We start from the raw sequence: 21,251 nt of genomic DNA on the forward strand, positions 1-21,251 counted from the left end.
ATCCGTACCGGCGCCCCCGTGGCGACGGTCTCCCTCCGCGCGACGGCGATCCTACTTGCAGCCCGCACCGGAGGGTCCCGGTAGGGTGGCGCGCGCATCGTGCGCAACCGCGAATCCACATGAGCGGCATCGGATCGAACATCGTGCGCAACCGCGAACCAGGGGGTCAACAGACGTGAGTACGACCGCAGCGACGGGCTTCTGCCGCGTCACTGTCGTGGCGCCTGACAGCAGGATCGACGTCGCTCTGCCGGAGGACATCGCGGTCGCCGACGTGCACCCGGAGATCCTCCGGCTCACCGGCCAGACCCAGGCGCCCGGCACCCCCACCGGCTACCACCTGGTCCGCCGCGACGGCACCGTCCTCGACGGCTCCCGCACCCTCGCGGCCCAGCAGGTCCTGGACGGCGAGGTGCTCAGCCTGCGCCCGTTCGCCGAGTCGCTTCCCCCGGCCGTCTTCGACGACGTCTCCGACGCCGTCGCCTCCGCCGTCAAGCGCGACCGCCACTTGTGGAACGACGAACTGCTGCGCGGCGCCGGGCTCGTCGGCGGGGTGCTGCTGCTCGTGCTGATGGGCTTCGTCCTGTGGTTCGCCGACCCGGTCCGGCACGACATGCACAGCCTGCCCGGCATCATCGCGGGCGCCGCCGGCCTGCTGCTCACGGCCTTCGCCGGGGTACGGGCACGGGTCTACACGGACCGCGCCACCGCCGTCGCGCTCGGCCTCGGCGCGCTGCCGCTGCTGATGATCGGCGGGTCCGGGATCATCGGCCCTGGCGCGGGCGCCGGACCCGGCCGGCTCCAGTTCCTGCTGGGCTGCGTCACGGTCCTGGTCGCCTCCGTCGCGCTGGTCGCCCTCACCCCGAGCGGTGACGCGCCCTTCGTCGCCGCCACCTTCCTGGCCACCGTCGGCACGCTCGCCACGTTCGTGATGATCCTGACCGAGGCGTCGGCCACCGCCACCGCCGCCGTCTGCGCACCGGTCGCCATCGGGCTCGTCGCCTTCCTGCCCGGCCTGTCCGCACGCTTCGCGCGGCTGCCCATCGGCTACGCCTCCCCGCGCTCGGCCGCCGCCGGCGAGTTCGGCGACGACACCTACACCGACCCGAACGCCGCTCCCGAGGGCGAGCCCGTCGACGCCGACCGCATCGCCGCGCAGGCCCGCCGCGGCCACGAGATGCTGCTCGGCCTGGCCGCCGGCTGCTCGGCCGTCGTGGTGGCCGCCGCCGCGGTCCTCGGCTTCTCCGACAACGTCTGGGGACAGTTCCTCGCGCTGGCCGCCGGTCTGGCCATGCTGATGCGCGCCCGCCTCTTCCGCTACACCTCGCAGGTCACCTGTGTGCTGGTGGCCGGGATCGCCGCGATCGCCCTGCTGGTCCTCGGGCTCTCCCTGAACCCGCCGGTCGACCTCGTGAAGGACCTGCTGATCTACGGCGACCGCGGCGGCCTCGACATCCGTACGATCTGGCTCGCCGCGAGCGTCGCGGCCGGCGCCGCCCTGCTCACCGCCATCGGCCTGGTCATCCCGCGCAAGGGCCTGTCCCCCTTCTGGGGACGGCTCCTCGACATCGCCGAGGGCGCGGTACTGCTCTCGCTGGTGCCGCTCTGCCTCGCCGCGCTGGACGTCTTCAGCGCGGCGAGGGCGATGACCAGCTAGTTGTCCTGCCTCGGGAGGCCGGGGACGGGGCCGTCCGACCGTGTGGTCGGACGGTCACGCTCGAGCTGGTAGCCTGTACGACGGCCGTTTGCGTACGTGACCGGCGGAGCCAGGTGCTCTGCGGTGCACGCTCAGCGGATCCCCGCCTCCCGAGTAACGGAAGCTCCCCAGCGAATTCGACCTGGGGCACTCGGTGGCCACGAAGACCACGAGGAGTACGCGTGTCGCTCGACGCCGCTACGAAGAAGCAGATCATGACCGAGTTCGGCACCAAGGAGGGTGACACCGGCTCCCCCGAGGTCCAGGTCGCCCTGCTGTCGCGCCGGATCTCGGACCTGACCGAGCACCTCAAGACCCACAAGCACGACCACCACTCCCGCCGGGGCCTGCTGATCCTGGTCGGCCAGCGCCGCCGCCTGCTGCAGTACCTGGCCAAGAAGGACATCCAGCGCTTCCGCGCGCTGGTCGACCGCCTGGGCATCCGCCGCGGCGCGGCCGGTGCCAAGTAAGACTCCGTGAAGGGAGCGGTTCCCACCACCAGGGGGCCGCTCCTTTCGCGTACGCGGGGGGCCTGCTCCCGTGTACCCGCGCAGGACCGGTCCCGCGAGCGACCCGCCCCGTACCGGTCCCGCCGTGAACACCCCGCCCGGGACGACCGGAATGTCATCCTGGCGCGAAGCTCAGTAACCTGGTCGCAACGAGCACAACCGAATCAGGAGGAGCGACCTCCGCCGCCGCCGGTCCTCGGTAGTGGCCCCCGGATCGGCCCGGCCCATGCCGCGTCACCGGGTGCTTCGATCGAAGACCGGCCCGCACCAAGGAGCGCTTCTCCGACACGTCCCCTGCCACCCGGGCACCGGACGAAGACGAGGAGAATTCACTAGTGGAGAACGAGACCCACTACGCCGAGGCCGTTATCGACAACGGCGCCTTCGGCACCCGCACCATCCGCTTCGAGACGGGCCGCCTGGCCCGCCAGGCCGCCGGCTCCGCCGTCGCCTACCTGGACGACGACACGATGGTGCTGTCGGCCACCACGGCCTCCAAGAAGCCCAAGGACCAGCTCGACTTCTTCCCCCTCACGGTGGACGTCGAGGAGCGGATGTACGCGGCCGGCAAGATCCCCGGCTCCTTCTTCCGCCGGGAGGGCCGCCCCTCCGAGGACGCCATCCTCACCTGCCGCCTGATCGACCGCCCGCTGCGCCCGTCCTTCCGCAAGGGCCTGCGCAACGAGATCCAGATCGTCGAGACGATCATGGCGCTCAACCCCGACCACCTCTACGACGTGGTCGCCATCAACGCCGCCTCCTGCTCCACGCAGCTGGCCGGCCTGCCCTTCTCCGGCCCGATCGGCGGTACCCGTGTCGCCCTGATCAAGGGCCAGTGGGTCGCCTTCCCGACCCACACCGAGCTCGAGGACGCCGTCTTCGACATGGTCGTCGCCGGCCGCGTCCTGGACGACGGCGATGTCGCGATCATGATGGTCGAGGCCGAGGCCACCGAGAAGACCATCCAGCTCGTCAAGGACGGCGCCGAGGCCCCCACCGAGGAGGTCGTCGCCGCCGGTCTCGAGGCCGCGAAGCCCTTCATCAAGGTCCTCTGCAAGGCCCAGTCGGACCTCGCCGCCAAGGCCGCCAAGCCGGTCGGCGAGTTCCCGATCTTCCTGGACTACGAGGACGACGTCCTCCAAGCGCTCACCGAGGCCGTCCGCTCCGAGCTGGCCCAGGCCCTCACCATCGCCGGCAAGCAGGAGCGCGAGGCCGAGCTGGACCGCGTCAAGGCGCTGGCCGGCGAGAAGCTGCTGCCGCAGTTCGAGGGGCGCGAGAAGGAGATCTCCGCCGCGTACCGCTCGCTGACCAAGACCCTGGTCCGTGAGCGCGTCATCAAGGACAAGGTCCGCATCGACGGGCGTGGCGTCACGGACATCCGTACGCTCGCCGCCGAGGTCGAGGCCATCCCGCGGGTGCACGGCTCGGCGCTGTTCGAGCGCGGCGAGACCCAGATCCTGGGTGTCACCACCCTCAACATGCTCCGCATGGAGCAGCAGCTGGACACCCTCTCCCCGGTGACCCGCAAGCGCTACATGCACAACTACAACTTCCCGCCGTACTCCACCGGCGAGACCGGCCGCGTCGGCTCCCCCAAGCGCCGCGAGATCGGCCACGGCGCCCTCGCCGAGCGCGCGCTCACGCCGGTGCTGCCGACGCGCGAGGAGTTCCCGTACGCGATCCGCCAGGTCTCCGAGGCGCTGGGCTCCAACGGCTCGACGTCCATGGGCTCCGTCTGCGCCTCCACCATGTCGCTGCTGAACGCCGGTGTGCCGCTCAAGGCCCCCGTCGCCGGTATCGCCATGGGCCTGATCTCGCAGGAGATCGACGGCGAGACCCACTACGTCACCCTCACCGACATCCTCGGTGCGGAGGACGCCTTCGGCGACATGGACTTCAAGGTCGCCGGCACGAAGACCTTCGTCACCGCGCTCCAGCTCGACACCAAGCTCGACGGCATCCCCGCCTCCGTGCTGGCCGCCGCGCTGAAGCAGGCCCGCGACGCGCGCCTGCACATCCTCGACGTGATGAACGAGGCCATCGACGTCCCGGACGAGATGTCCCCCAACGCCCCGCGGATCATCACCGTCAAGATCCCCGTGGACAAGATCGGCGAGGTCATCGGCCCCAAGGGCAAGATGATCAACCAGATCCAGGAGGACACCGGCGCCGACATCACGATCGAGGACGACGGCACGATCTACATCGGTGCCGCCGACGGACCGGCCGCCGAGGCCGCCCGCGCCACGATCAACGGCATCGCCAACCCGACCATGCCGGAGGTCGGCGAGCGCTACCTGGGCACGGTCGTCAAGACGACCACCTTCGGCGCGTTCGTCTCGCTGCTCCCGGGCAAGGACGGACTGCTGCACATCTCGCAGATCCGCAAGCTCGCCGGCGGCAAGCGCGTGGAGAACGTCGAGGACGTCCTCGGCGTCGGCCAGAAGGTCCAGGTCGAGATCGCCGAGATCGACCAGCGCGGCAAGCTCTCCCTCATCCCCGTCGTCGAGGGCGAAGAGGGCGAGGACGGCGTGGACACCAAGAAGGACGACGCTGCCTCGTGACGTGCAGCGCCAAGGCGACGGCCCGCCCCTCCTCGGAGGCGCGGGCCGTCGCCCGTACCCAAACCCTGATCGAGGGCGAGAACGGGAGCCGCGGCTCCGAGGGGGAATCATGAGCAAAGGCGGAGCCCAGCGGAACGGGACGGTCCGCCGTACGACGCTCCCCGGCGGCCTGCGCGTCGTCACCGAGACCGTGCCGTCGGTCCGCTCCGCGACCTTCGGCATCTGGGTCCAGGTGGGCTCGCGCGACGAGACGCCCGCCCTCAACGGCGCCACCCACTACCTGGAACACCTCCTGTTCAAGGGCACGCGCAAGCGCAGCGCCCTCGACATCTCGGCCGCCGTCGACGCGGTCGGCGGCGAGATGAACGCCTTCACGGCGAAGGAGTACACCTGCTACTACGCGCGGGTGCTCGACACCGACCTGCCGCTCGCCATCGACATCGTCTGCGACATGCTCACCGGGTCGCTGATCGAGGCCGCGGACGTCGACGCCGAGCGCGGAGTCATCCTCGAAGAGATCGCCATGACCGAGGACGACCCCGGCGACTGCGTGCACGACCTGTTCGCCGAGACCATGTTCGGCGACAGCCCGCTCGGCCGTCCCGTCCTCGGCACCGTCGACACGATCAACGGCCTGGACCGCGACCGGATCGTCCGCTTCTACAAGAAGCACTACGACCCCACCCACCTGATCGTGGCCGCGGCCGGCAACGTGGACCACGCCAGCGTCGTACGGCAGGTCCGCCGCGCCTTCGAGAAGGCCGGGGCCCTCTCCCGTACGGAGGCCACCCCGCTGCCGCCACGCGCCGGCCGGCGCGCCGTGCGCGCCGCGGGCCGGGTCGGTCTGCTGAACCGCAAGACCGAGCAGGCCCACGTCGTCCTCGGCATGCCGGGCCTCGCCCGTACCGACGAGCGCCGCTGGGCGCTCGGCGTGCTGAACACCGCGCTCGGCGGCGGTATGAGCTCGCGGCTGTTCCAGGAGGTACGGGAGAAGCGCGGCCTCGCCTACAGCGTCTACTCGTACACCTCCGGCTTCGCCGACTGCGGCCTCTTCGGCGTCTACGCGGGCTGTCGGCCCAGCCAGGTCCATGACGTCCTGAAGATCTGCCGCGACGAACTCGACCGCGCCGCGGCCGAGGGGCTCAGCGACGAGGAGATCGGCCGCGCCGTGGGACAGCTCGCCGGCTCCACCGTCCTCGGCCTGGAGGACACCGGTGCGCTGATGAACCGCATCGGCAAGAGTGAGCTGTGCTGGGGCGCCCAGATGTCCGTCGACGAGATGCTGGCGCGGATATCCGCCGTCACCCCCGACGACGTGCGCGCGGTCGCCCGCGATGTCCTGGGGCAGCGTCCCTCGCTGTCGGTCATCGGGCCGCTGAAGGACAAGCAGGCGGCCCGGCTGGACGAGGCGGTCGCCCGCTGACCGGTGCGCGAGCCCGGCCCGCGTGACGACCACCGGCGCCTGGCACCAGCACCCCTACCGATGCCGACCACACCGACGTCCATCACCGACGCTGAAGGAAACAGAGCAATGAGCAAGCTGCGCGTGGCCGTCCTCGGAGCGAGGGGCCGGATCGGCTCCGAGGCCGTACGGGCCGTCGAGGCCGCCGACGACCTGGAGCTGGTCGCCGCCCTCGGCCGGGGCGACAAGCTGGAGACCCTCGTGGAAGCCGGTGCCGAGGTCGTGGTGGAGCTGACCACGCCGGCCTCGGTGATGGGCAATCTGGACTTCTGCGTCCGCCACGGCATCCACGCCGTCGTCGGCACCACCGGCTGGACCGACGAGCGGCTGGCGCAGCTGCACACCTCGCTGGCCGCCTCCCCGCGCACCGGAGTGCTGATCGCGCCCAACTTCTCCATCGGCGCGGTCCTCACCATGAAGTTCTCCGAGGCCGCCGCGCGCTGGTTCGAGTCCGTCGAGGTCATCGAGTTGCACCACCCCGGCAAGGCGGACGCCCCCTCCGGCACCGCCCACCGCACCGCGCAGCTGATCGCCGCCGCCCGGGCGGCGGCCGGCAGCGGACCGCAGCCCGACGCCACGGTCACGGCGCTGGACGGCGCGCGCGGCGCGGACGTCGACGGCGTGCCCGTGCACTCCGTACGCCTCCGCGGCCTCCTCGCCCACCAGGAGGTCATCCTCGGCGCCGAGGGCGAGACCCTCACCATCCGCCACGACTCCCTGCACCACAGCAGCTTCATGCCGGGCATCCTGCTCGGCGTGCGCCGCGTGGTCTCCGCCCCCGGCCTCACCTTCGGCCTGGAACACTTCCTCGACCTGGGCTGAGCGGACCGGACGATGCGCGCGAAGATCACCTACGCTGTCACGGCGGCCGTCCTGGTCGTCTACTTCGTCCTGGTCGGCAGCCGGGGTGTCCTGCTGATCGAACAGGGCACGCTGCTGACCGTCGCCCTCGGCCTGGCCGTGCTGGTCCTGCCGCTCATCGGCATCTGGTTCCTCTGGATGAACACCCGCTTCGTCCAGCGCGCCAACCGGCTCGCGGCGGAACTGGACGCCGAGGGCGGCCTCCCCGAGGACGAACTGGTCCGTACGCCCGGCGGCCGCGTCGACCGGGACTCGGCCGACGCCGTCTTCGCCCGGCGGCGGGCCGAGACGGAGCGTTCGCCCGACGACTGGCGCTGCTGGTTCCGGCTGGCGATCGCGTACCACGACGCCCGGGACACCCCGCGCGCCAGGAAGGCGATGCAGCGGGCCATCGCGCTCCACGACGGTAAACCCGTGACGACGGCCTGAGCGCCGTCCGGCGTGCGTGGAGCCCGTCACGACGGGGCGCCCGCGCGCGGGGAGCGGTCCGGGGGGCAGAGGGGGCCCGGACGCACGAGAGAGGCCCGGCCGTGGTGGCCGGGCCTCTCCCTCTTTGTGCTCTCTTGTGCTCTTTGAGGCGTTACCGTACGGGGCCCGACGAACGAAGTCGGCCGACCGGTCGGCTGTCAGGCGCCGGAGTACTCCTCGTTCCAGACCTCGACGCTGTCCGCCGCCCGCTCGAACGCCCCGGGACGCGACAGGAAGTCCGCGTTGTGGTCGGTGAGCAGCGTCAACGGCTCACCCTGCCGTCGCTCGAGCAGGAGCGCCTGCCCCTGAACGGTGCGCGGCAGCCCGAGCCAGCGCACCGGCTGCTGAACCGTACGGACGGCGGTGACCTGCTCCCACGTGGTTGTCGTGGTACTCAGCAGGGTCACCCGGCGGGCTCCGTGCCGGCTCACCCAGACCCCGGCGCGCAGGATCCGCAGCGCGACCGCGATCACCACCAAGGCGATGCCCAGGCAGACCATGGCCGCCGACAGAGCTCCCGCGAAGGCGATCACCATCGCGGAGAGCAGGATGAACGAGGCGAGCAGCAGAAGCAGCGCGGCCGCCGCGACCCGCCAGGGGCCAGGGCGGTACGGACGCCGCCAGTTGTCGTGATCGTCGAACGGCAACGCGACGTCGTCGGCCGCGTCGAAAGCCCGCTCGGCCGTCAGGAAGGGCAGGGGCACGACTGATCCTCACTCACAAGCACGCTCGATTGCTGTGCCCGGTGAGGCTACCGATCACGCCCCTGCCCCGACCACTCGAGGGGGCCGGACGGGTCAGCGGCCTTGTGACGCCTCGGACTGCTGGGTGTGTTCGGACGGCTGGCTGGTATCCAACGCCGGCAGCCCGAAGAGCAGCGAGCCGACGAACCCGGCGGTGATGACGAGTCCGATGAGTGTGCGGCTGGCCATGTCGGACACGCTCGCGCGCGGCCTCGGAGGGGGAGTGACATTGCTGCGGAAGCGGTCGGCCTCGGCGACGAACGCGAAGGGAACGGCCTCTCGCCGGCGGAACATGGAGGGAACTCCTTGTGATCTCGTGATGGAACGGCGAACTCGTTGTGGAACGCTGCTGACGTGTCAGCTGCTACAGAGTGAGACGTGCAACACCGCGATTAGGTGCCCGCATTCCCGGAATTGGCCGACGAATGCACGCTCCCTGGCCCGGCCCGCCCGGTGCACGGCGGGGCTGCGGCCCGGATGCGGCCCCGCCGCCCCTCCCCCCGAGCGGGATGCCGCCCTGTCGGTGCCGCGCCGTAGAGTGGGCGCCGCCCGAGCGACGCGATGGGAAGGACCCCAGGTGAGCGACACCCCCGAGACCCCGGACGCCCCCGACACCAAACCGAGCTTCCGCGGCGATGTCACCGTCGAGCTGGTGAAGCACGCGGCGGCGGACTCCGACGTCCTGTGGGCGGCACGGGTCTCCACCGCGGGCGAGCAGTCCCTGGAAGAGCTGTCGAAGGACCCCGAGCGGTCGAAGGGCCTGATCAATTTCCTGATGCGGGACCGCCACGGCAGCCCCTTCGAGCATAATTCGATGACCTTCTTCATCAGCGCCCCGATCTTCGTTTTCCGCGAATTCATGCGGCACCGGGTGGGCTGGTCGTACAACGAGGAATCGGGCCGTTACCGCGAGTTGCAGCCCGTCTTCTACGTGCCGGGCCCCGAGCGCAAACTCGTCCAGCGGGGCCGCCCGGGGAAGTACGTGTTCGTCGAGGGGACCTCGGAGCAGCAGGAGCTGGTCGGCCGGACGATGGAGCGCTCCTACCTCCAGGCCTACGAGGCGTACCAGGACATGCTCGCGGCCGGAGTGGCCCGGGAGGTGGCCCGCTCGGTCCTCCCGGTCGGCCTGTTCTCGTCCATGTACGCCACGTGCAACGCGCGCTCGCTGATGCACTTCCTCGGCCTGCGTACCCAGCACGAGCAGGCGAAGGTGGCGTCCTTCCCGCAGCGCGAGATCGAGATGGTGGGGGAGCGGATGGAGGAGCACTGGGCCCGGCTGATGCCGCTCACTCACGCGGCCTTCAACGCCAACGGCCGGATCGCGCCCTGAGACACGGGCGGCGGGGCCGATCGAGCCAGCTGTCCGGATTGCGGCGTTTGGATAAGTTCATCTAGGCTGATCAAACGGACCCGGCACTGCTTGAACCCCCGAGCAGGCAGTGCCGGGCTCCTTCTGTCCCGTGCCCCAAGGGGGCGCCGCGAGCTGAGCAGCGAGTAGCGTGTTACCCATGGCTCCGATCTCCACTCCGCAGACTCCCTTCGGGCGGGTCCTCACCGCCATGGTCACGCCCTTCACGGCGGACGGCGCGCTCGATCTCGACGGCGCGCAGCGGCTCGCTGTCCATCTGGTGGACGCAGGCAACGACGGCCTCGTCCTGAACGGCACCACCGGTGAGTCGCCGACCACCAGCGACGCGGAGAAAGAGCAGCTCGTCCGGGCGGTCCTGGAGGCCGTCGGGGACCGGGCCCACATCGTGACCGGCGTCGGCACGAACGACACGGAGCACAGCGTCGGACTGGCCCGCGCGGCGGAGCGCGCCGGCGCGCACGGCCTCCTCGCCGTGACGCCGTACTACAACAAGCCCCCCCAGGAGGGCCTCTTCCGGCACTTCACCGCGATCGCCGACGCGACCGGCCTCCCGGTGATGCTGTACGACATCCCCGGACGCAGCGGTGTCCCCATCGACACCGAGACCATCGTCCGGCTCGCCCAGCACCCGCGCATTGTCGCCAACAAGGACGCCAAGGGCGACCTCGGCCGCGCCAGCTGGGCCATCGCCCAGTCCGGCCTCGCCTGGTACTCGGGCGACGACATGCTCAACCTCCCGCTGCTCTCGGTGGGCGCGGTCGGCTTCGTGTCCGTCGTCGGCCACGTGGTCACCCCGGAGCTGCGCCAGCTCCTCGACGCGCACCTCACCGGCGACGTCCACAAGGCCACCGAGATCCACCAGAAGCTGCTGCCGGTCTTCACGGGCATGTTCCGCACGCAGGGCGTCATCACGTCCAAGAGCGCGCTCGCGCTCCAGAACCTGCCGGCCGGTCCGCTCCGCCTCCCGCTCGTCGAGCTCACGGAACACGAGACCGCGCAGCTCAGGATCGACCTGGCGGCCGGCGGAGTGCAGCTCTGACCACAGACTTCACAACTGAATATCCGGTAACCGAATACGCCGAAGCAGACAACAGCAAGTGCACGAATGTCATGCGCGCCACGTGCCTCAGCGGTACGTGGCGCGTGTGGTGAGGAGAGTCTTTTGAGTCATCCGCATCCCGAACTCGGTGCCCCGCCGAAGCTCCCCCCGAACGGCCTGCGCGTCACCCCGCTCGGCGGCCTGGGGGAGATCGGCCGCAACATGACGGTCTTCGAGTACGGCGGTCGCCTGCTGATCGTCGACTGCGGTGTCCTCTTCCCGGAGGAGGAGCAGCCCGGCATCGACCTGATCCTCCCGGACTTCACGACCATCCGGGACCGGCTGGACGACGTCGAGGGCATCGTGCTCACGCACGGCCACGAGGACCACATCGGCGGCGTCCCCTTCCTGCTCCGGCTGAAGCCGGACATCCCGCTGATCGGCTCCAAGCTCACCCTCGCGCTGATCGAGGCCAAGCTCCAGGAGCACCGCATCCGCCCCTACACCCTCGAGGTCAACGAGGGCCACCGGGAGCGCATCGGACCGTTCGACTGCGAGTTCGTCGCCGTCAACCACTCCATCCCGGACGCCCTCGCCGTCGCCATCCGGACCCCCGCGGGCATGGCGGTCCACACCGGCGACTTCAAGATGGACCAGCTCCCGCTGGACCGCAGGCTCACCGACCTGCCCACCTTCGCCAAGCTCGGCGAGGAGGGCATCGACCTGCTGCTCTCGGACTCGACCAACGCCGAGGTCCCGGGCTTCGTCCCGCCCGAGCGGGACATCTCGGGCGTCCTGCGCCAGGTCTTCGCGAACGCCCAGAAGCGGATCATCGTGGCCAGCTTCGCCAGCCACGTCCACCGCATCCAGCAGATCCTCGACGCCGCGCACGAGTACGGCCGCCGCGTGGCCTTCGTCGGGCGCTCCATGGTCCGCAACATGGGCATCGCCCGTGACCTCGGCTATCTCCGGGTCCCCGCCGGACTGGTCGTGGACGTCCGGACCCTCGACGACCTTCCGGACCACGAGGTGGTCCTCGTCTGTACAGGGTCCCAGGGCGAACCGATGGCCGCGCTCTCGCGCATGGCCAACCGCGACCACCAGATCAGGATCGTGCAGGGCGACACGGTGATCCTCGCGTCGTCCCTCATCCCGGGCAACGAGAACGCGGTCTACCGCGTGATCAACGGTCTGACGCGATGGGGCGCGAACGTCGTCCACAAGGGCAACGCCAAGGTCCATGTCTCGGGTCACGCCTCGGCCGGCGAGCTGCTGTACTTCTACAACATCTGCAAGCCGAAGAACCTGATGCCGGTGCACGGGGAATGGCGCCACCTGCGCGCCAACGCCGAACTCGGCGCGCTGACCGGGGTGCCCAAGGACCACATCGTCATCGCGGAGGACGGCGTGGTGGTCGACCTGGTCGACGGCAGGGCCAGGATCGTGGGCAAGGTCCAGGCCGGCTACGTCTACGTCGACGGCCTCTCGGTCGGCGACGTCACCGAGACCTCCCTCAAGGACCGCCGGATCCTCGGCGACGAGGGCTTCGTCTCGGTCTTCGTGGTGGTCGACTCCACGACGGGGAAGGTCGTCGGGGGCCCGCACTTCCAGGCCCGTGGCTCCGGCATCGAGGACGCGGCGTTCGCGGCGGTCCTGCCCAGGATCGTGGACGCCATCGCCAAATCGGCCGCGGACGGCGTCGCGGAACCGCACCAGCTCCAGCAGCTCGTGCGCCGCCAGGTGGGCAAGTGGGTCTCGGACACCTACCGCAGGCGTCCCATGATCCTCCCGGTCGTCGTCGAGGTCTGAGGACGACAACTGCCTTACCCGGACGCGCCGCTGACGGCGCGTCCGGGAGCGGTGGGCTTCGATTTGCTTCGAAGCCCACCGCTCCAGTACGTTTACGGCTCCACCTCACGGGGCACGCGAGTCGTCCAGACGGCATACGGACCCCGAGTGAGAGTGGGGGAATCCGACTCGGACAACTCTGATAAAGTCGGAATCAGTCGAAAGGCAAAAGGCCCCTCCGAAGGCCATTGGATATCTGGAAGCGGGAGAAACACCGCCGAAAGAGTCTGATAGAGTCGGAGACACGAAATACCGAAGGGAAGCGCCCGGAGGAAAGCCCGAGAGGGTGAGTACGAAGGAAGCGTCCGTTCCTTGAGAACTCAACAGCGTGCCAAAAGTCAACGCCAGATATGTTGATACCCCGACCTTCCCCCAGCTTTGGGGTTGGGTTGAGGTTCCTTTGAAACACAACACAGCGAGGATGCTGTGGACCGTCCGGTCTTATTCCGGCCGACGGTTCCGCTCTCGTGTGTGTGAACCGGATGACCGGTGAAGCATTCACGGAGAGTTTGATCCTGGCTCAGGACGAACGCTGGCGGCGTGCTTAACACATGCAAGTCGAACGATGAAGCCTTTCGGGGTGGATTAGTGGCGAACGGGTGAGTAACACGTGGGCAATCTGCCCTGCACTCTGGGACAAGCCCTGGAAACGGGGTCTAATACCGGATATCACTTTTCCTCGCATGGGGGAGGGTTGAAAGCTCCGGCGGTGCAGGATGAGCCCGCGGCCTATCAGCTTGTTGGTGGGGTGATGGCCTACCAAGGCGACGACGGGTAGCCGGCCTGAGAGGGCGACCGGCCACACTGGGACTGAGACACGGCCCAGACTCCTACGGGAGGCAGCAGTGGGGAATATTGCACAATGGGCGGAAGCCTGATGCAGCGACGCCGCGTGAGGGATGACGGCCTTCGGGTTGTAAACCTCTTTCAGCAGGGAAGAAGCGTGAGTGACGGTACCTGCAGAAGAAGCGCCGGCTAACTACGTGCCAGCAGCCGCGGTAATACGTAGGGCGCAAGCGTTGTCCGGAATTATTGGGCGTAAAGAGCTCGTAGGCGGCTTGTCGCGTCGGTTGTGAAAGCCCGGGGCTTAACCCCGGGTCTGCAGTCGATACGGGCAGGCTAGAGTTCGGTAGGGGAGATCGGAATTCCTGGTGTAGCGGTGAAATGCGCAGATATCAGGAGGAACACCGGTGGCGAAGGCGGATCTCTGGGCCGATACTGACGCTGAGGAGCGAAAGCGTGGGGAGCGAACAGGATTAGATACCCTGGTAGTCCACGCCGTAAACGTTGGGAACTAGGTGTGGGCGACATTCCACGTCGTCCGTGCCGCAGCTAACGCATTAAGTTCCCCGCCTGGGGAGTACGGCCGCAAGGCTAAAACTCAAAGGAATTGACGGGGGCCCGCACAAGCGGCGGAGCATGTGGCTTAATTCGACGCAACGCGAAGAACCTTACCAAGGCTTGACATACGCCGGAAAACCCTGGAGACAGGGTCCCCCTTGTGGTCGGTGTACAGGTGGTGCATGGCTGTCGTCAGCTCGTGTCGTGAGATGTTGGGTTAAGTCCCGCAACGAGCGCAACCCTTGTCCCGTGTTGCCAGCAGGCCCTTGTGGTGCTGGGGACTCACGGGAGACCGCCGGGGTCAACTCGGAGGAAGGTGGGGACGACGTCAAGTCATCATGCCCCTTATGTCTTGGGCTGCACACGTGCTACAATGGCCGGTACAATGAGCTGCGATGCCGTGAGGTGGAGCGAATCTCAAAAAGCCGGTCTCAGTTCGGATTGGGGTCTGCAACTCGACCCCATGAAGTCGGAGTCGCTAGTAATCGCAGATCAGCATTGCTGCGGTGAATACGTTCCCGGGCCTTGTACACACCGCCCGTCACGTCACGAAAGTCGGTAACACCCGAAGCCGGTGGCCCAACCTCCTTGTGGGGAGGGAGCTGTCGAAGGTGGGACTGGCGATTGGGACGAAGTCGTAACAAGGTAGCCGTACCGGAAGGTGCGGCTGGATCACCTCCTTTCTAAGGAGCATCTCGGTTCCTCTTCGGGGGAATCCAGGGCCACTACGTCGGCGAGTGTTCGACGGTGGTTTGCTCATGGGTGGAACGTTGACTATTCGGCATGGTCGGTTGGGATGTTCACTAGTACTGCTTCGGCGTGGAACGTGGGGATCGTGGCTGGTTGTGTCGGGCGCGCTGTTGGGTGTCTGAGGGTGCGGCCGTTGTGGTTGTCCTTCAGTTTGCCGGTCCCGGTGAAGCATCGCTTGTGGGTGGTGTGTGACGGGTGGCTGGTCGTTGTTTGAGAACTGCACAGTGGACGCGAGCATCTGTGGCCAAGTTTTTAAGGGCGCACGGTGGATGCCTTGGCACCAGGAACCGATGAAGGACGTGGGAGGCCGCGATAGGCCCCGGGGAGCTGTCAACCGAGCTGTGATCCGGGGGTGTCCGAATGGGGAAACCCGGCAGTCGTCATGGGCTGTCACCCGCTGCTGAACTCATAGGCAGTGTGGAGGGAACGAGGGGAAGTGAAACATCTCAGTACCCTCAGGAAGAGAAAACAACCGTGATTCCGGGAGTAGTGGCGAGCGAAACTGGATGAGGCTAAACCGTATACGTGTGAGACCCGGCAGGGGTTGCGTATGTGGGGTTGTGGGAGCGTGCTTGATCGGTCTGCCGGCCGGTCGGTGAGTCAGAAACCGTATGGGTAGGCGAAGGGCATGCGAAAGGCCCGGCGTAGAGGGTAAGACCCCCGTAGCTGAAATCTGTACGGCTTGCTTGTGCGTTTCCCAAGTAGCATAGGGCCCGAGAAATCCTGTGTGAATCTGGCGGGACCACCCGCTAAGCCTAAATATTCCCTGGTGACCGATAGCGGATAGTACCGTGAGGGAATGGTGAAAAGTACCGCGGGAGCGGAGTGAAATAGTACCTGAAACCGTGTGCCTACAAGCCGTGGGAGCGTCGCGCATCGAGCTTGCTTGGTGCGTCGTGACTGCGTGCCTTTTGAAGAATGAGCCTGCGAGTTTGCGGTGTGTTGCGAGGTTAACCCGTGTGGGGGAGCCGTAGCGAAAGCGAGTCCGAATAGGGCGATTTTAGTAGCGCGCTCAAGACCCGAAGCGGAGTGATCTAGCCATGGGCAGGTTGAAGCGGAGGTAAGACTTCGTGGAGGACCGAACCCACCAGGGTTGAAAACCTGGGGGATGACCTGTGGTTAGGGGTGAAAGGCCAATCAAACTCCGTGATAGCTGGTTCTCCCCGAAATGCATTTAGGTGCAGCGTCGTGTGTTTCTTGCCGGAGGTAGAGCACTGGATAGGCGATGGGCCCTACCGGGTTACTGACCTTAGCCAAACTCCGAATGCCGGTAAGTGAGAGCGCGGCAGTGAGACTGTGGGGGATAAGCTCCATGGTCGAGAGGGAAACAGCCCAGAGCATCGACTAAGGCCCCTAAGCGTACGCTAAGTGGGAAAGGATGTGGAGTCGCAGAGACAACCAGGAGGTTGGCTTAGAAGCAGCCATCCTTGAAAGAGTGCGTAATAGCTCACTGGTCAAGTGATTCCGCGCCGACAATGTAGCGGGGCTCAAGCGTACCGCCGAAGTCGTGTCATTGCAGCATGAGGGCTAACGCCTGTTGTGATGGGTAGGGGAGCGTCGTGTGCCGGGTGAAGCCATGCTGGAAGGTAGTGGTGGATGGTTCACGAGTGAGAATGCAGGCATGAGTAGCGATTCACACGTGGGAAACGTGTGCGCCGATTGACTAAGGGTTCCTGGGTCAAGCTGATCTGCCCAGGGTAAGTCGGGACCTAAGGCGAGGCCGACAGGCGTAGTCGATGGATAACCGGTTGATATTCCGGTACCCGCTTTGAAGCGCCCAGTATCGAATCCATTAATGCTAAGGCCGTGAAGCCGCCCTGATCTCTTCGGAGTTGAGGGGAGTGGTGGAGCCGTCGAACCAAGGTGGTAGTAGGTAAGTGATGGGGTGACGCAGGAAGGTAGTCCAGCCCGGGCGGTGGTTGTCCCGGGGTAAGGGTGTAGGACGTTGTGCAGGTAAATCCGTGCAACTTGTGTCTGAGACCTGATGCCGAGCCGATTGTGGTGAAGTGGATGATCCTATGCTGTCGAGAAAAGCCTCTAGCGAGTTTCATGGCGGCCCGTACCCGAAACCGACTCAGGTGGTCTGGTAGAGAATACCGAGGCGTTCGGGTGAACTATGGTTAAGGAACTCGGCAAAATGCCCCCGTAACTTCGGGAGAAGGGGGGCCATTCTGGGTGATCATCTTTACGGTGTGAGCTTGGGGTGGCCGCAGAGACCAGCGAGAAGCGACTGTTTACTAAAAACACAGGTCCGTGCGAAGCCGTAAGGCGATGTATACGGACTGACGCCTGCCCGGTGCTGGAACGTTAAGGGGACCGGTTAGCTGACTTTCGGGTTGGCGAAGCTGAGAACTTAAGCGCCAGTAAACGGCGGTGGTAACTATAACCATCCTAAGGTAGCGAAATTCCTTGTCGGGTAAGTTCCGACCTGCACGAATGGCGTAACGACTTCTCGGCTGTCTCAACCATAGGCCCGGTGAAATTGCAGTACGAGTAAAGATGCTCGTTTCGCGCAGCAGGACGGAAAGACCCCGGGACCTTTACTACAGTTTGATATTGGTGTTCGGTTCGGCTTGTGTAGGATAGGTGGGAGACTGTGAAGCCCGTACGCCAGTATGGGTGGAGTCGTTGTTGAAATACCACTCTGGTCGTGCTGGATGTCTAACCTGGGTCCGTGATCCGGATCAGGGACAGTGTCTGATGGGTAGTTTAACTGGGGCGGTTGCCTCCTAAAGGGTAACGGAGGCGCCCAAAGGTTCCCTCAGCCTGGTTGGTAATCAGGTGTTGAGTGTAAGTGCACAAGGGAGCTTGACTGTGAGACTGACGGGTCGAGCAGGGACGAAAGTCGGGACTAGTGATCCGGCGGTGGCTTGTGGAAGCGCCGTCGCTCAACGGATAAAAGGTACCCCGGGGATAACAGGCTGATCTTCCCCAAGAGTCCATATCGACGGGATGGTTTGGCACCTCGATGTCGGCTCGTCGCATCCTGGGGCTGGAGTCGGTCCCAAGGGTTGGGCTGTTCGCCCATTAAAGCGGTACGCGAGCTGGGTTTAGAACGTCGTGAGACAGTTCGGTCCCTATCCGCTGTGCGCGTAGGAGTCTTGAGAAGGGCTGTCCCTAGTACGAGAGGACCGGGACGGACGAACCTCTGGTGTGCCAGTTGTTCTGCCAAGGGCATGGCTGGTTGGCTACGTTCGGGAGGGATAACCGCTGAAAGCATCTAAGCGGGAAGCCTGCTTCGAGATGAGGACTCCCACCTCCTTGAGGGGGTAAGGCTCCCAGTAGACGACTGGGTTGATAGGCCGGATATGGAAGCCAGGTGACTGGTGGAGTTGACCGGTACTAATAGGCCGAGGGCTTGTCCTCAGTTGCTCGCGTCCACTGTGTTAGTTCTGAAGTAACGAACGGCCGTGTTGTTTTCCGGTGGTTGTTATCTTCATAGTGTTTCGGTGGTTATTGCGTGAGGGAAACGCCCGGTTACATTCCGAACCCGGAAGCTAAGCCTTTCAGCGCCGATGGTACTGCAGGGGGGACCCTGTGGGAGAGTAGGACGCCGCCGAACAATTGTTGTGGGTATGCCCCGTGTTGAAGGAACCAGGTTTCTTCGGTGCGGGGCATACCTGCGTTCATGTGGGGTCGGCCGGATACTCCTGCTGGGCCGGACGGTTCGGATGGTTTCGAGCACCCCCGGTCATCGGGTAGGCTTTATCCCGTTGCTCGCCCCAATAGCTCAGTCGGCAGAGCGTCTCCATGGTAAGGAGAAGGTCTACGGTTCGATTCCGTATTGGGGCTCGGAAGAAAAAGAAGAAGGCTCCCGCCGATCCGGCGGGAGCCTTCTTCTCATGTGCGGCGGCGTGCGTGCGGGGCCTCAGCCGGCGTGGTGCGGCTCCGGGACGCGCATCGCGAGGATGGCCATGTCATCCGAGGCCGGTTCCGCCGCGAAGCGCTCCACGGCGCGCAGGATCCGGGCCGCGACCGCTCCGGCCGTGAGGCCCGTACAGGTCGTCAGAACATCCGTCAGGCCGTCGTCGCCCAGCATGCGCGTGCCCTCGCGGCGTTCCGTGACGCCGTCCGTGACGCAGAGCAGGACGTCGCCCGGGTCCAGGGTGATCGTCTGCTCGTACAGCTCCAGGTCTTCGAGGACGCCCAGCAGCGGCTGGGGTTCGGCGGCCGGCTCCACCGTGCCGTCCTGGCGCAGGCGCAGTGGCAGCGGATGGCCGGCGCACACGACTTTCAGGAGTGCGCCGCCGCCTTCCTGTGGCCACAACTCGCCATAAAGAAGCGTGAGGAAGCGGCTGCGTGCCCCCTCGTCGAGAATCGCGGCGTTGAGGCGTTCGAGGACGGCCGGGCCGCCGAATCCCTCGCGAGCCAGCAGACGCAGCGCGTGCCGGGCCAGGCCGGTGACGGCGGCGGCCTCCGGGCCCGTGCCGCAGACATCGCCGATGGCGAAGCCGTAGGCGCCGTCGCGGATGGGGAAGACGTCGTAGAAGTCGCCGCCGACCTCATTGCCCTCGCCCGCCGCGCGGTAGATGACCTCGACCTCCACGCCCGGTACCTGAGGGAGCCCCGGGGGCAGCAGGTTGCGCTGGAGGGCCTGGCTGATGGCCGTACGCTCCGAGTACAGGCGGGCGTTGTCCAGGGCCAGTGCCGCCCGGCGGGAGAGGTCGTCGGCGAGTTCCAGGATCTCCTGGCGGAAGTGGTCGTCGGACGGCTTGCCGAGCGTCAGCATGCCGATCACGCGGTTGCGGGCCACCAGCGGGAGCACCACGGTCTCGCCGCCGACCGTCGCGGCCGTCGCCAGGGTCGTACCGATCCCGGAGGACACCGGGGTGGAGCTGCCGCCCAGTTCGCGCATGGACGTCCGCAGGGCCGCGCGGTGGGCGGCCTCGGCGGGAGCGGCCCAGACGCGGGCGCCGGGGGTCGGGACCGGGTCCGGTGGGCTGATCTTGGAGAGCAGGGCCTTGAGGCCGTCGATGCGGTCCTCGTCCTCGTGCAGGACGTAGGAGAGGTACGGCTCGGAGGACTGGTCCGCGATCGTGTAGACGGCGCACCAGGTGGCCAGCGTGGGGACCGTCATCTGCGCCATCAGGGCCAGCGTCTGGTCGCGGTCCAGAGTCCCGGCGAGCAGATCGGAGGCTTCGACCAGGAAGGAGAGCGATCCGCGCCGGAGCCGTTCCAGCTCGCCGAGGCGAGCCGACTCGACGGCCAGGGCGATGCGGTCGGCCGCGAACTGGAGGCGCAGCGCTTCCTCGTTCGAGTAGCGGCCCGCTCCTTCGGCGGCGACGCCCAGGGAGCCGGTGAGTCTGCCCTCGACCTTCAGGGGGACGGTCACGACGGAGCGCATGCCCGTGCCGTTCAGCAGCGGCACAGCGCCCGGAACGGCCGTCAGGTCCTCGTGGACCGCGGGCATGCGCGCCGAGCCGTAGCGGCCCGTGCCGGCCTCCACGGGGACCCGGGCGAAGCGCTGGCGGGCGGAGGGCAGGCCGGTGGAGGCCCGTACCTCAAGCTCCGTCTCGTCGTCCGTGGCCAGCAGGAGGAAGGCGGAGTCGCCGTCGAGCATGTCGCGGGCGCGCTCCACGGTGCGCTGGAGGAGGCCGTCGAGGTCGTCGGGGGCGGGGGAGCCGATGAAGACCTCGAAGGGATCGGCCGAACGGTTCTCGGAGCCGCCGTCGGTGGCGGGGGCGCGCAGCGGGGTCTGGATGACGGCGCGTTCGTAGTCGCGCACGAGGAGGCAGACCGTGGAGGGCTCGCCGTGCGTGTCGCGGACCCGTAGGTGGGAGGCGTACACGGGGATGACTCGGCCGTCGGCCGCTCGGATGCCGTAACTGCCCTCCCAGCGGGAGAGCTGGAGGGCTTCGGCGACACCCGTGCCGATGCCGGGGGTGTGCGGCCACGCCGTGATGTCGGTGAGCGGCTTGCCGATGACCTGCTCGTCCGCGTATCCGAAAATGTGCTCGGCGTCCTCGTTCCAGCCGGTGATGGCTCCGGACTGGTCGATCTGTACGACGGCCACCCGGACGCGTTCGTCGGCGACGGGGAGCAGGCCGACGGGCAGGACGGGACCGGCAGATCGTGTGCCGACCGGGCGTTCGGGCAGATCGAGCTGGAACCACACCTTCTTGTGGGTCGGCGTGTACTCGACACCCCAGCGGGACGCGAGGGCCGCGCACAGCAGCAGGCCCCGGCCGTTCTCCCGGTCCGGGCTCGCGAACGAGGCGCCGGCGCCCTGGATGGGAACCTCTCGTTCGGGATAGCGGTCGGCCACTTCGACCCGTACGCCGTCCTCCGTGCGGAGGCAGAGCACATCGGCGGAGGTGCCCGCGTGGATGACGGCATTGGTCACGAGTTCGCTGGTCAGGACGGTGGCGTCGTCCACTACGTCCGAGTAGCCCCAGCCCTGGAGGGTGTCCCGGACGAAGGCGCGGGCAGTCGCGACGGACCGCCCGACGGGGTCGAAGCTGGCAGCCGCCCGCGCGGTGATCACAGAACTCCTCATACGCGTTGTGACGCCCGGCTCCGGCATGATCGGCCCCGCCCCTCCAGGTGCCCGGTGGTAGTACCCTCGCCCGGTCCGCCCCTGCCGGGCGGACCGGGGCGGTTG

Annotated in this window: 11 protein-coding genes, 1 tRNA gene, 3 rRNA genes and 1 pseudogene; 13 read left to right on the forward strand and 3 right to left on the reverse strand. The window is 67.2% G+C overall.

Annotated elements, in window-relative coordinates:
- The first annotated feature begins 175 nt into the window (after window positions 1-175).
- The 6 genes and pseudogenes from eccD (at window position 176) to ACU6P3_RS25685 (ending at window position 7,521) form a co-directional block, all read left to right on the forward strand.
- Window positions 176-1,657 carry a type VII secretion integral membrane protein EccD gene (gene eccD, locus ACU6P3_RS25660; RefSeq protein WP_447194289.1) on the forward strand — a complete coding sequence of 494 codons (1,482 nt, stop codon included), beginning with the start codon at window positions 176-178 and terminating at the stop codon, window positions 1,655-1,657.
- Window positions 1,658-1,878: 221 nt separating this feature from the next.
- Window positions 1,879-2,166: a 30S ribosomal protein S15 gene (gene rpsO, locus ACU6P3_RS25665; protein ID WP_030753863.1), complete on the forward strand. Its 288-nt coding sequence runs from the start codon at window positions 1,879-1,881 to the stop codon at window positions 2,164-2,166.
- A gap of 374 nt (window positions 2,167-2,540) precedes the next feature.
- Window positions 2,541-4,769, forward strand: coding sequence for a polyribonucleotide nucleotidyltransferase (locus ACU6P3_RS25670; protein ID WP_447194290.1), 2,229 nt, complete (start codon window positions 2,541-2,543; stop codon window positions 4,767-4,769).
- Window positions 4,766-6,192 (forward strand): annotated as a pseudogene (locus tag ACU6P3_RS25675) (M16 family metallopeptidase). The gene ACU6P3_RS25670 and the pseudogene ACU6P3_RS25675 overlap by 4 nt, the downstream one beginning before the upstream one ends.
- A 108-nt stretch (window positions 6,193-6,300) precedes the next feature.
- Window positions 6,301-7,053, forward strand: a complete 753-nt coding sequence (gene dapB / locus ACU6P3_RS25680) for a 4-hydroxy-tetrahydrodipicolinate reductase (RefSeq protein WP_447194291.1) — start codon at window positions 6,301-6,303, stop codon at window positions 7,051-7,053.
- A 12-nt stretch (window positions 7,054-7,065) separates the two neighbouring features.
- Window positions 7,066-7,521 (forward strand): tetratricopeptide repeat protein, encoded by a 456-nt coding sequence (locus ACU6P3_RS25685; RefSeq protein ID WP_447194292.1) that lies wholly within the window; start codon window positions 7,066-7,068, stop codon window positions 7,519-7,521.
- Between the two features lie 197 nt (window positions 7,522-7,718).
- Here ACU6P3_RS25685 and ACU6P3_RS25690 read toward each other — a convergent pair whose 3' ends face one another.
- Both ACU6P3_RS25690 and ACU6P3_RS25695 read right to left on the reverse strand, forming a co-directional pair.
- A complete protein-coding gene (locus ACU6P3_RS25690) occupies window positions 7,719-8,264 on the reverse strand; it encodes an SCO5741 family PH domain-containing membrane protein (protein WP_447194293.1) in 546 nt (181 codons plus the stop codon).
- Window positions 8,265-8,357: 93 nt separating this feature from the next.
- The gene (locus tag ACU6P3_RS25695) at window positions 8,358-8,597 is read right to left on the reverse strand and encodes a hypothetical protein (RefSeq protein WP_447194294.1); all 240 of its coding nucleotides are present in this window, start codon (window positions 8,595-8,597) and stop codon (window positions 8,358-8,360) included.
- Window positions 8,598-8,880: 283 nt separating this feature from the next.
- On the opposite strand from ACU6P3_RS25695, the gene thyX reads away from it, so the two are divergent.
- The 7 genes from thyX (at window position 8,881) to ACU6P3_RS25730 (ending at window position 18,442) form a co-directional block, all read left to right on the forward strand.
- Complete coding sequence (thyX, locus tag ACU6P3_RS25700) at window positions 8,881-9,633, forward strand: FAD-dependent thymidylate synthase (protein ID WP_447194295.1); 753 nt, start codon at window positions 8,881-8,883, stop codon at window positions 9,631-9,633.
- 178 nt (window positions 9,634-9,811) lie between these two features.
- The gene (gene dapA, locus ACU6P3_RS25705) at window positions 9,812-10,711 is read left to right on the forward strand and encodes a 4-hydroxy-tetrahydrodipicolinate synthase (RefSeq protein WP_447194296.1); all 900 of its coding nucleotides are present in this window, start codon (window positions 9,812-9,814) and stop codon (window positions 10,709-10,711) included.
- Window positions 10,712-10,834: 123 nt separating this feature from the next.
- Window positions 10,835-12,520 (forward strand): ribonuclease J, encoded by a 1,686-nt coding sequence (locus ACU6P3_RS25710; protein WP_447194297.1) that lies wholly within the window; start codon window positions 10,835-10,837, stop codon window positions 12,518-12,520.
- A 536-nt stretch (window positions 12,521-13,056) separates the two neighbouring features.
- Window positions 13,057-14,583, forward strand: a 16S ribosomal RNA gene (locus ACU6P3_RS25715).
- Between the two features lie 309 nt (window positions 14,584-14,892).
- A 23S ribosomal RNA gene (locus tag ACU6P3_RS25720) occupies window positions 14,893-18,016 on the forward strand.
- Window positions 18,017-18,095: 79 nt separating this feature from the next.
- Window positions 18,096-18,212 (forward strand): 5S ribosomal RNA (gene rrf / locus ACU6P3_RS25725).
- Together the 16S, 23S and 5S rRNA genes with 1 tRNA gene alongside form the textbook arrangement of a ribosomal RNA operon.
- Before the next feature lie 157 nt (window positions 18,213-18,369).
- A tRNA-Thr gene (locus ACU6P3_RS25730) sits at window positions 18,370-18,442 on the forward strand.
- A gap of 76 nt (window positions 18,443-18,518) precedes the next feature.
- On the opposite strand, the gene ACU6P3_RS25735 is transcribed toward ACU6P3_RS25730, so the two are convergent.
- Window positions 18,519-21,173 (reverse strand): SpoIIE family protein phosphatase, encoded by a 2,655-nt coding sequence (locus ACU6P3_RS25735; RefSeq protein WP_447194298.1) that lies wholly within the window; start codon window positions 21,171-21,173, stop codon window positions 18,519-18,521.
- Between the last annotated feature and the right edge of the window lie 78 nt (window positions 21,174-21,251).

The organism is Streptomyces hebeiensis, from assembly GCF_052983195.1.

Coding starts and splice junctions, on each gene's coding strand:
- dapB (WP_447194291.1), top strand. CDS start 6,301: ATGAGCAAGCTGCGCGTGGCCGTCCTCGGAGCGAGGGGCCGGATCGGC.
- ACU6P3_RS25685 (WP_447194292.1), top strand. CDS start 7,066: ATGCGCGCGAAGATCACCTACGCTGTCACGGCGGCCGTCCTGGTCGTC.
- ACU6P3_RS25695 (WP_447194294.1), bottom strand. CDS start 8,597: ATGTTCCGCCGGCGAGAGGCCGTTCCCTTCGCGTTCGTCGCCGAGGCC.
- dapA (WP_447194296.1), top strand. CDS start 9,812: ATGGCTCCGATCTCCACTCCGCAGACTCCCTTCGGGCGGGTCCTCACC.
- ACU6P3_RS25735 (WP_447194298.1), bottom strand. CDS start 21,173: ATGCCGGAGCCGGGCGTCACAACGCGTATGAGGAGTTCTGTGATCACC.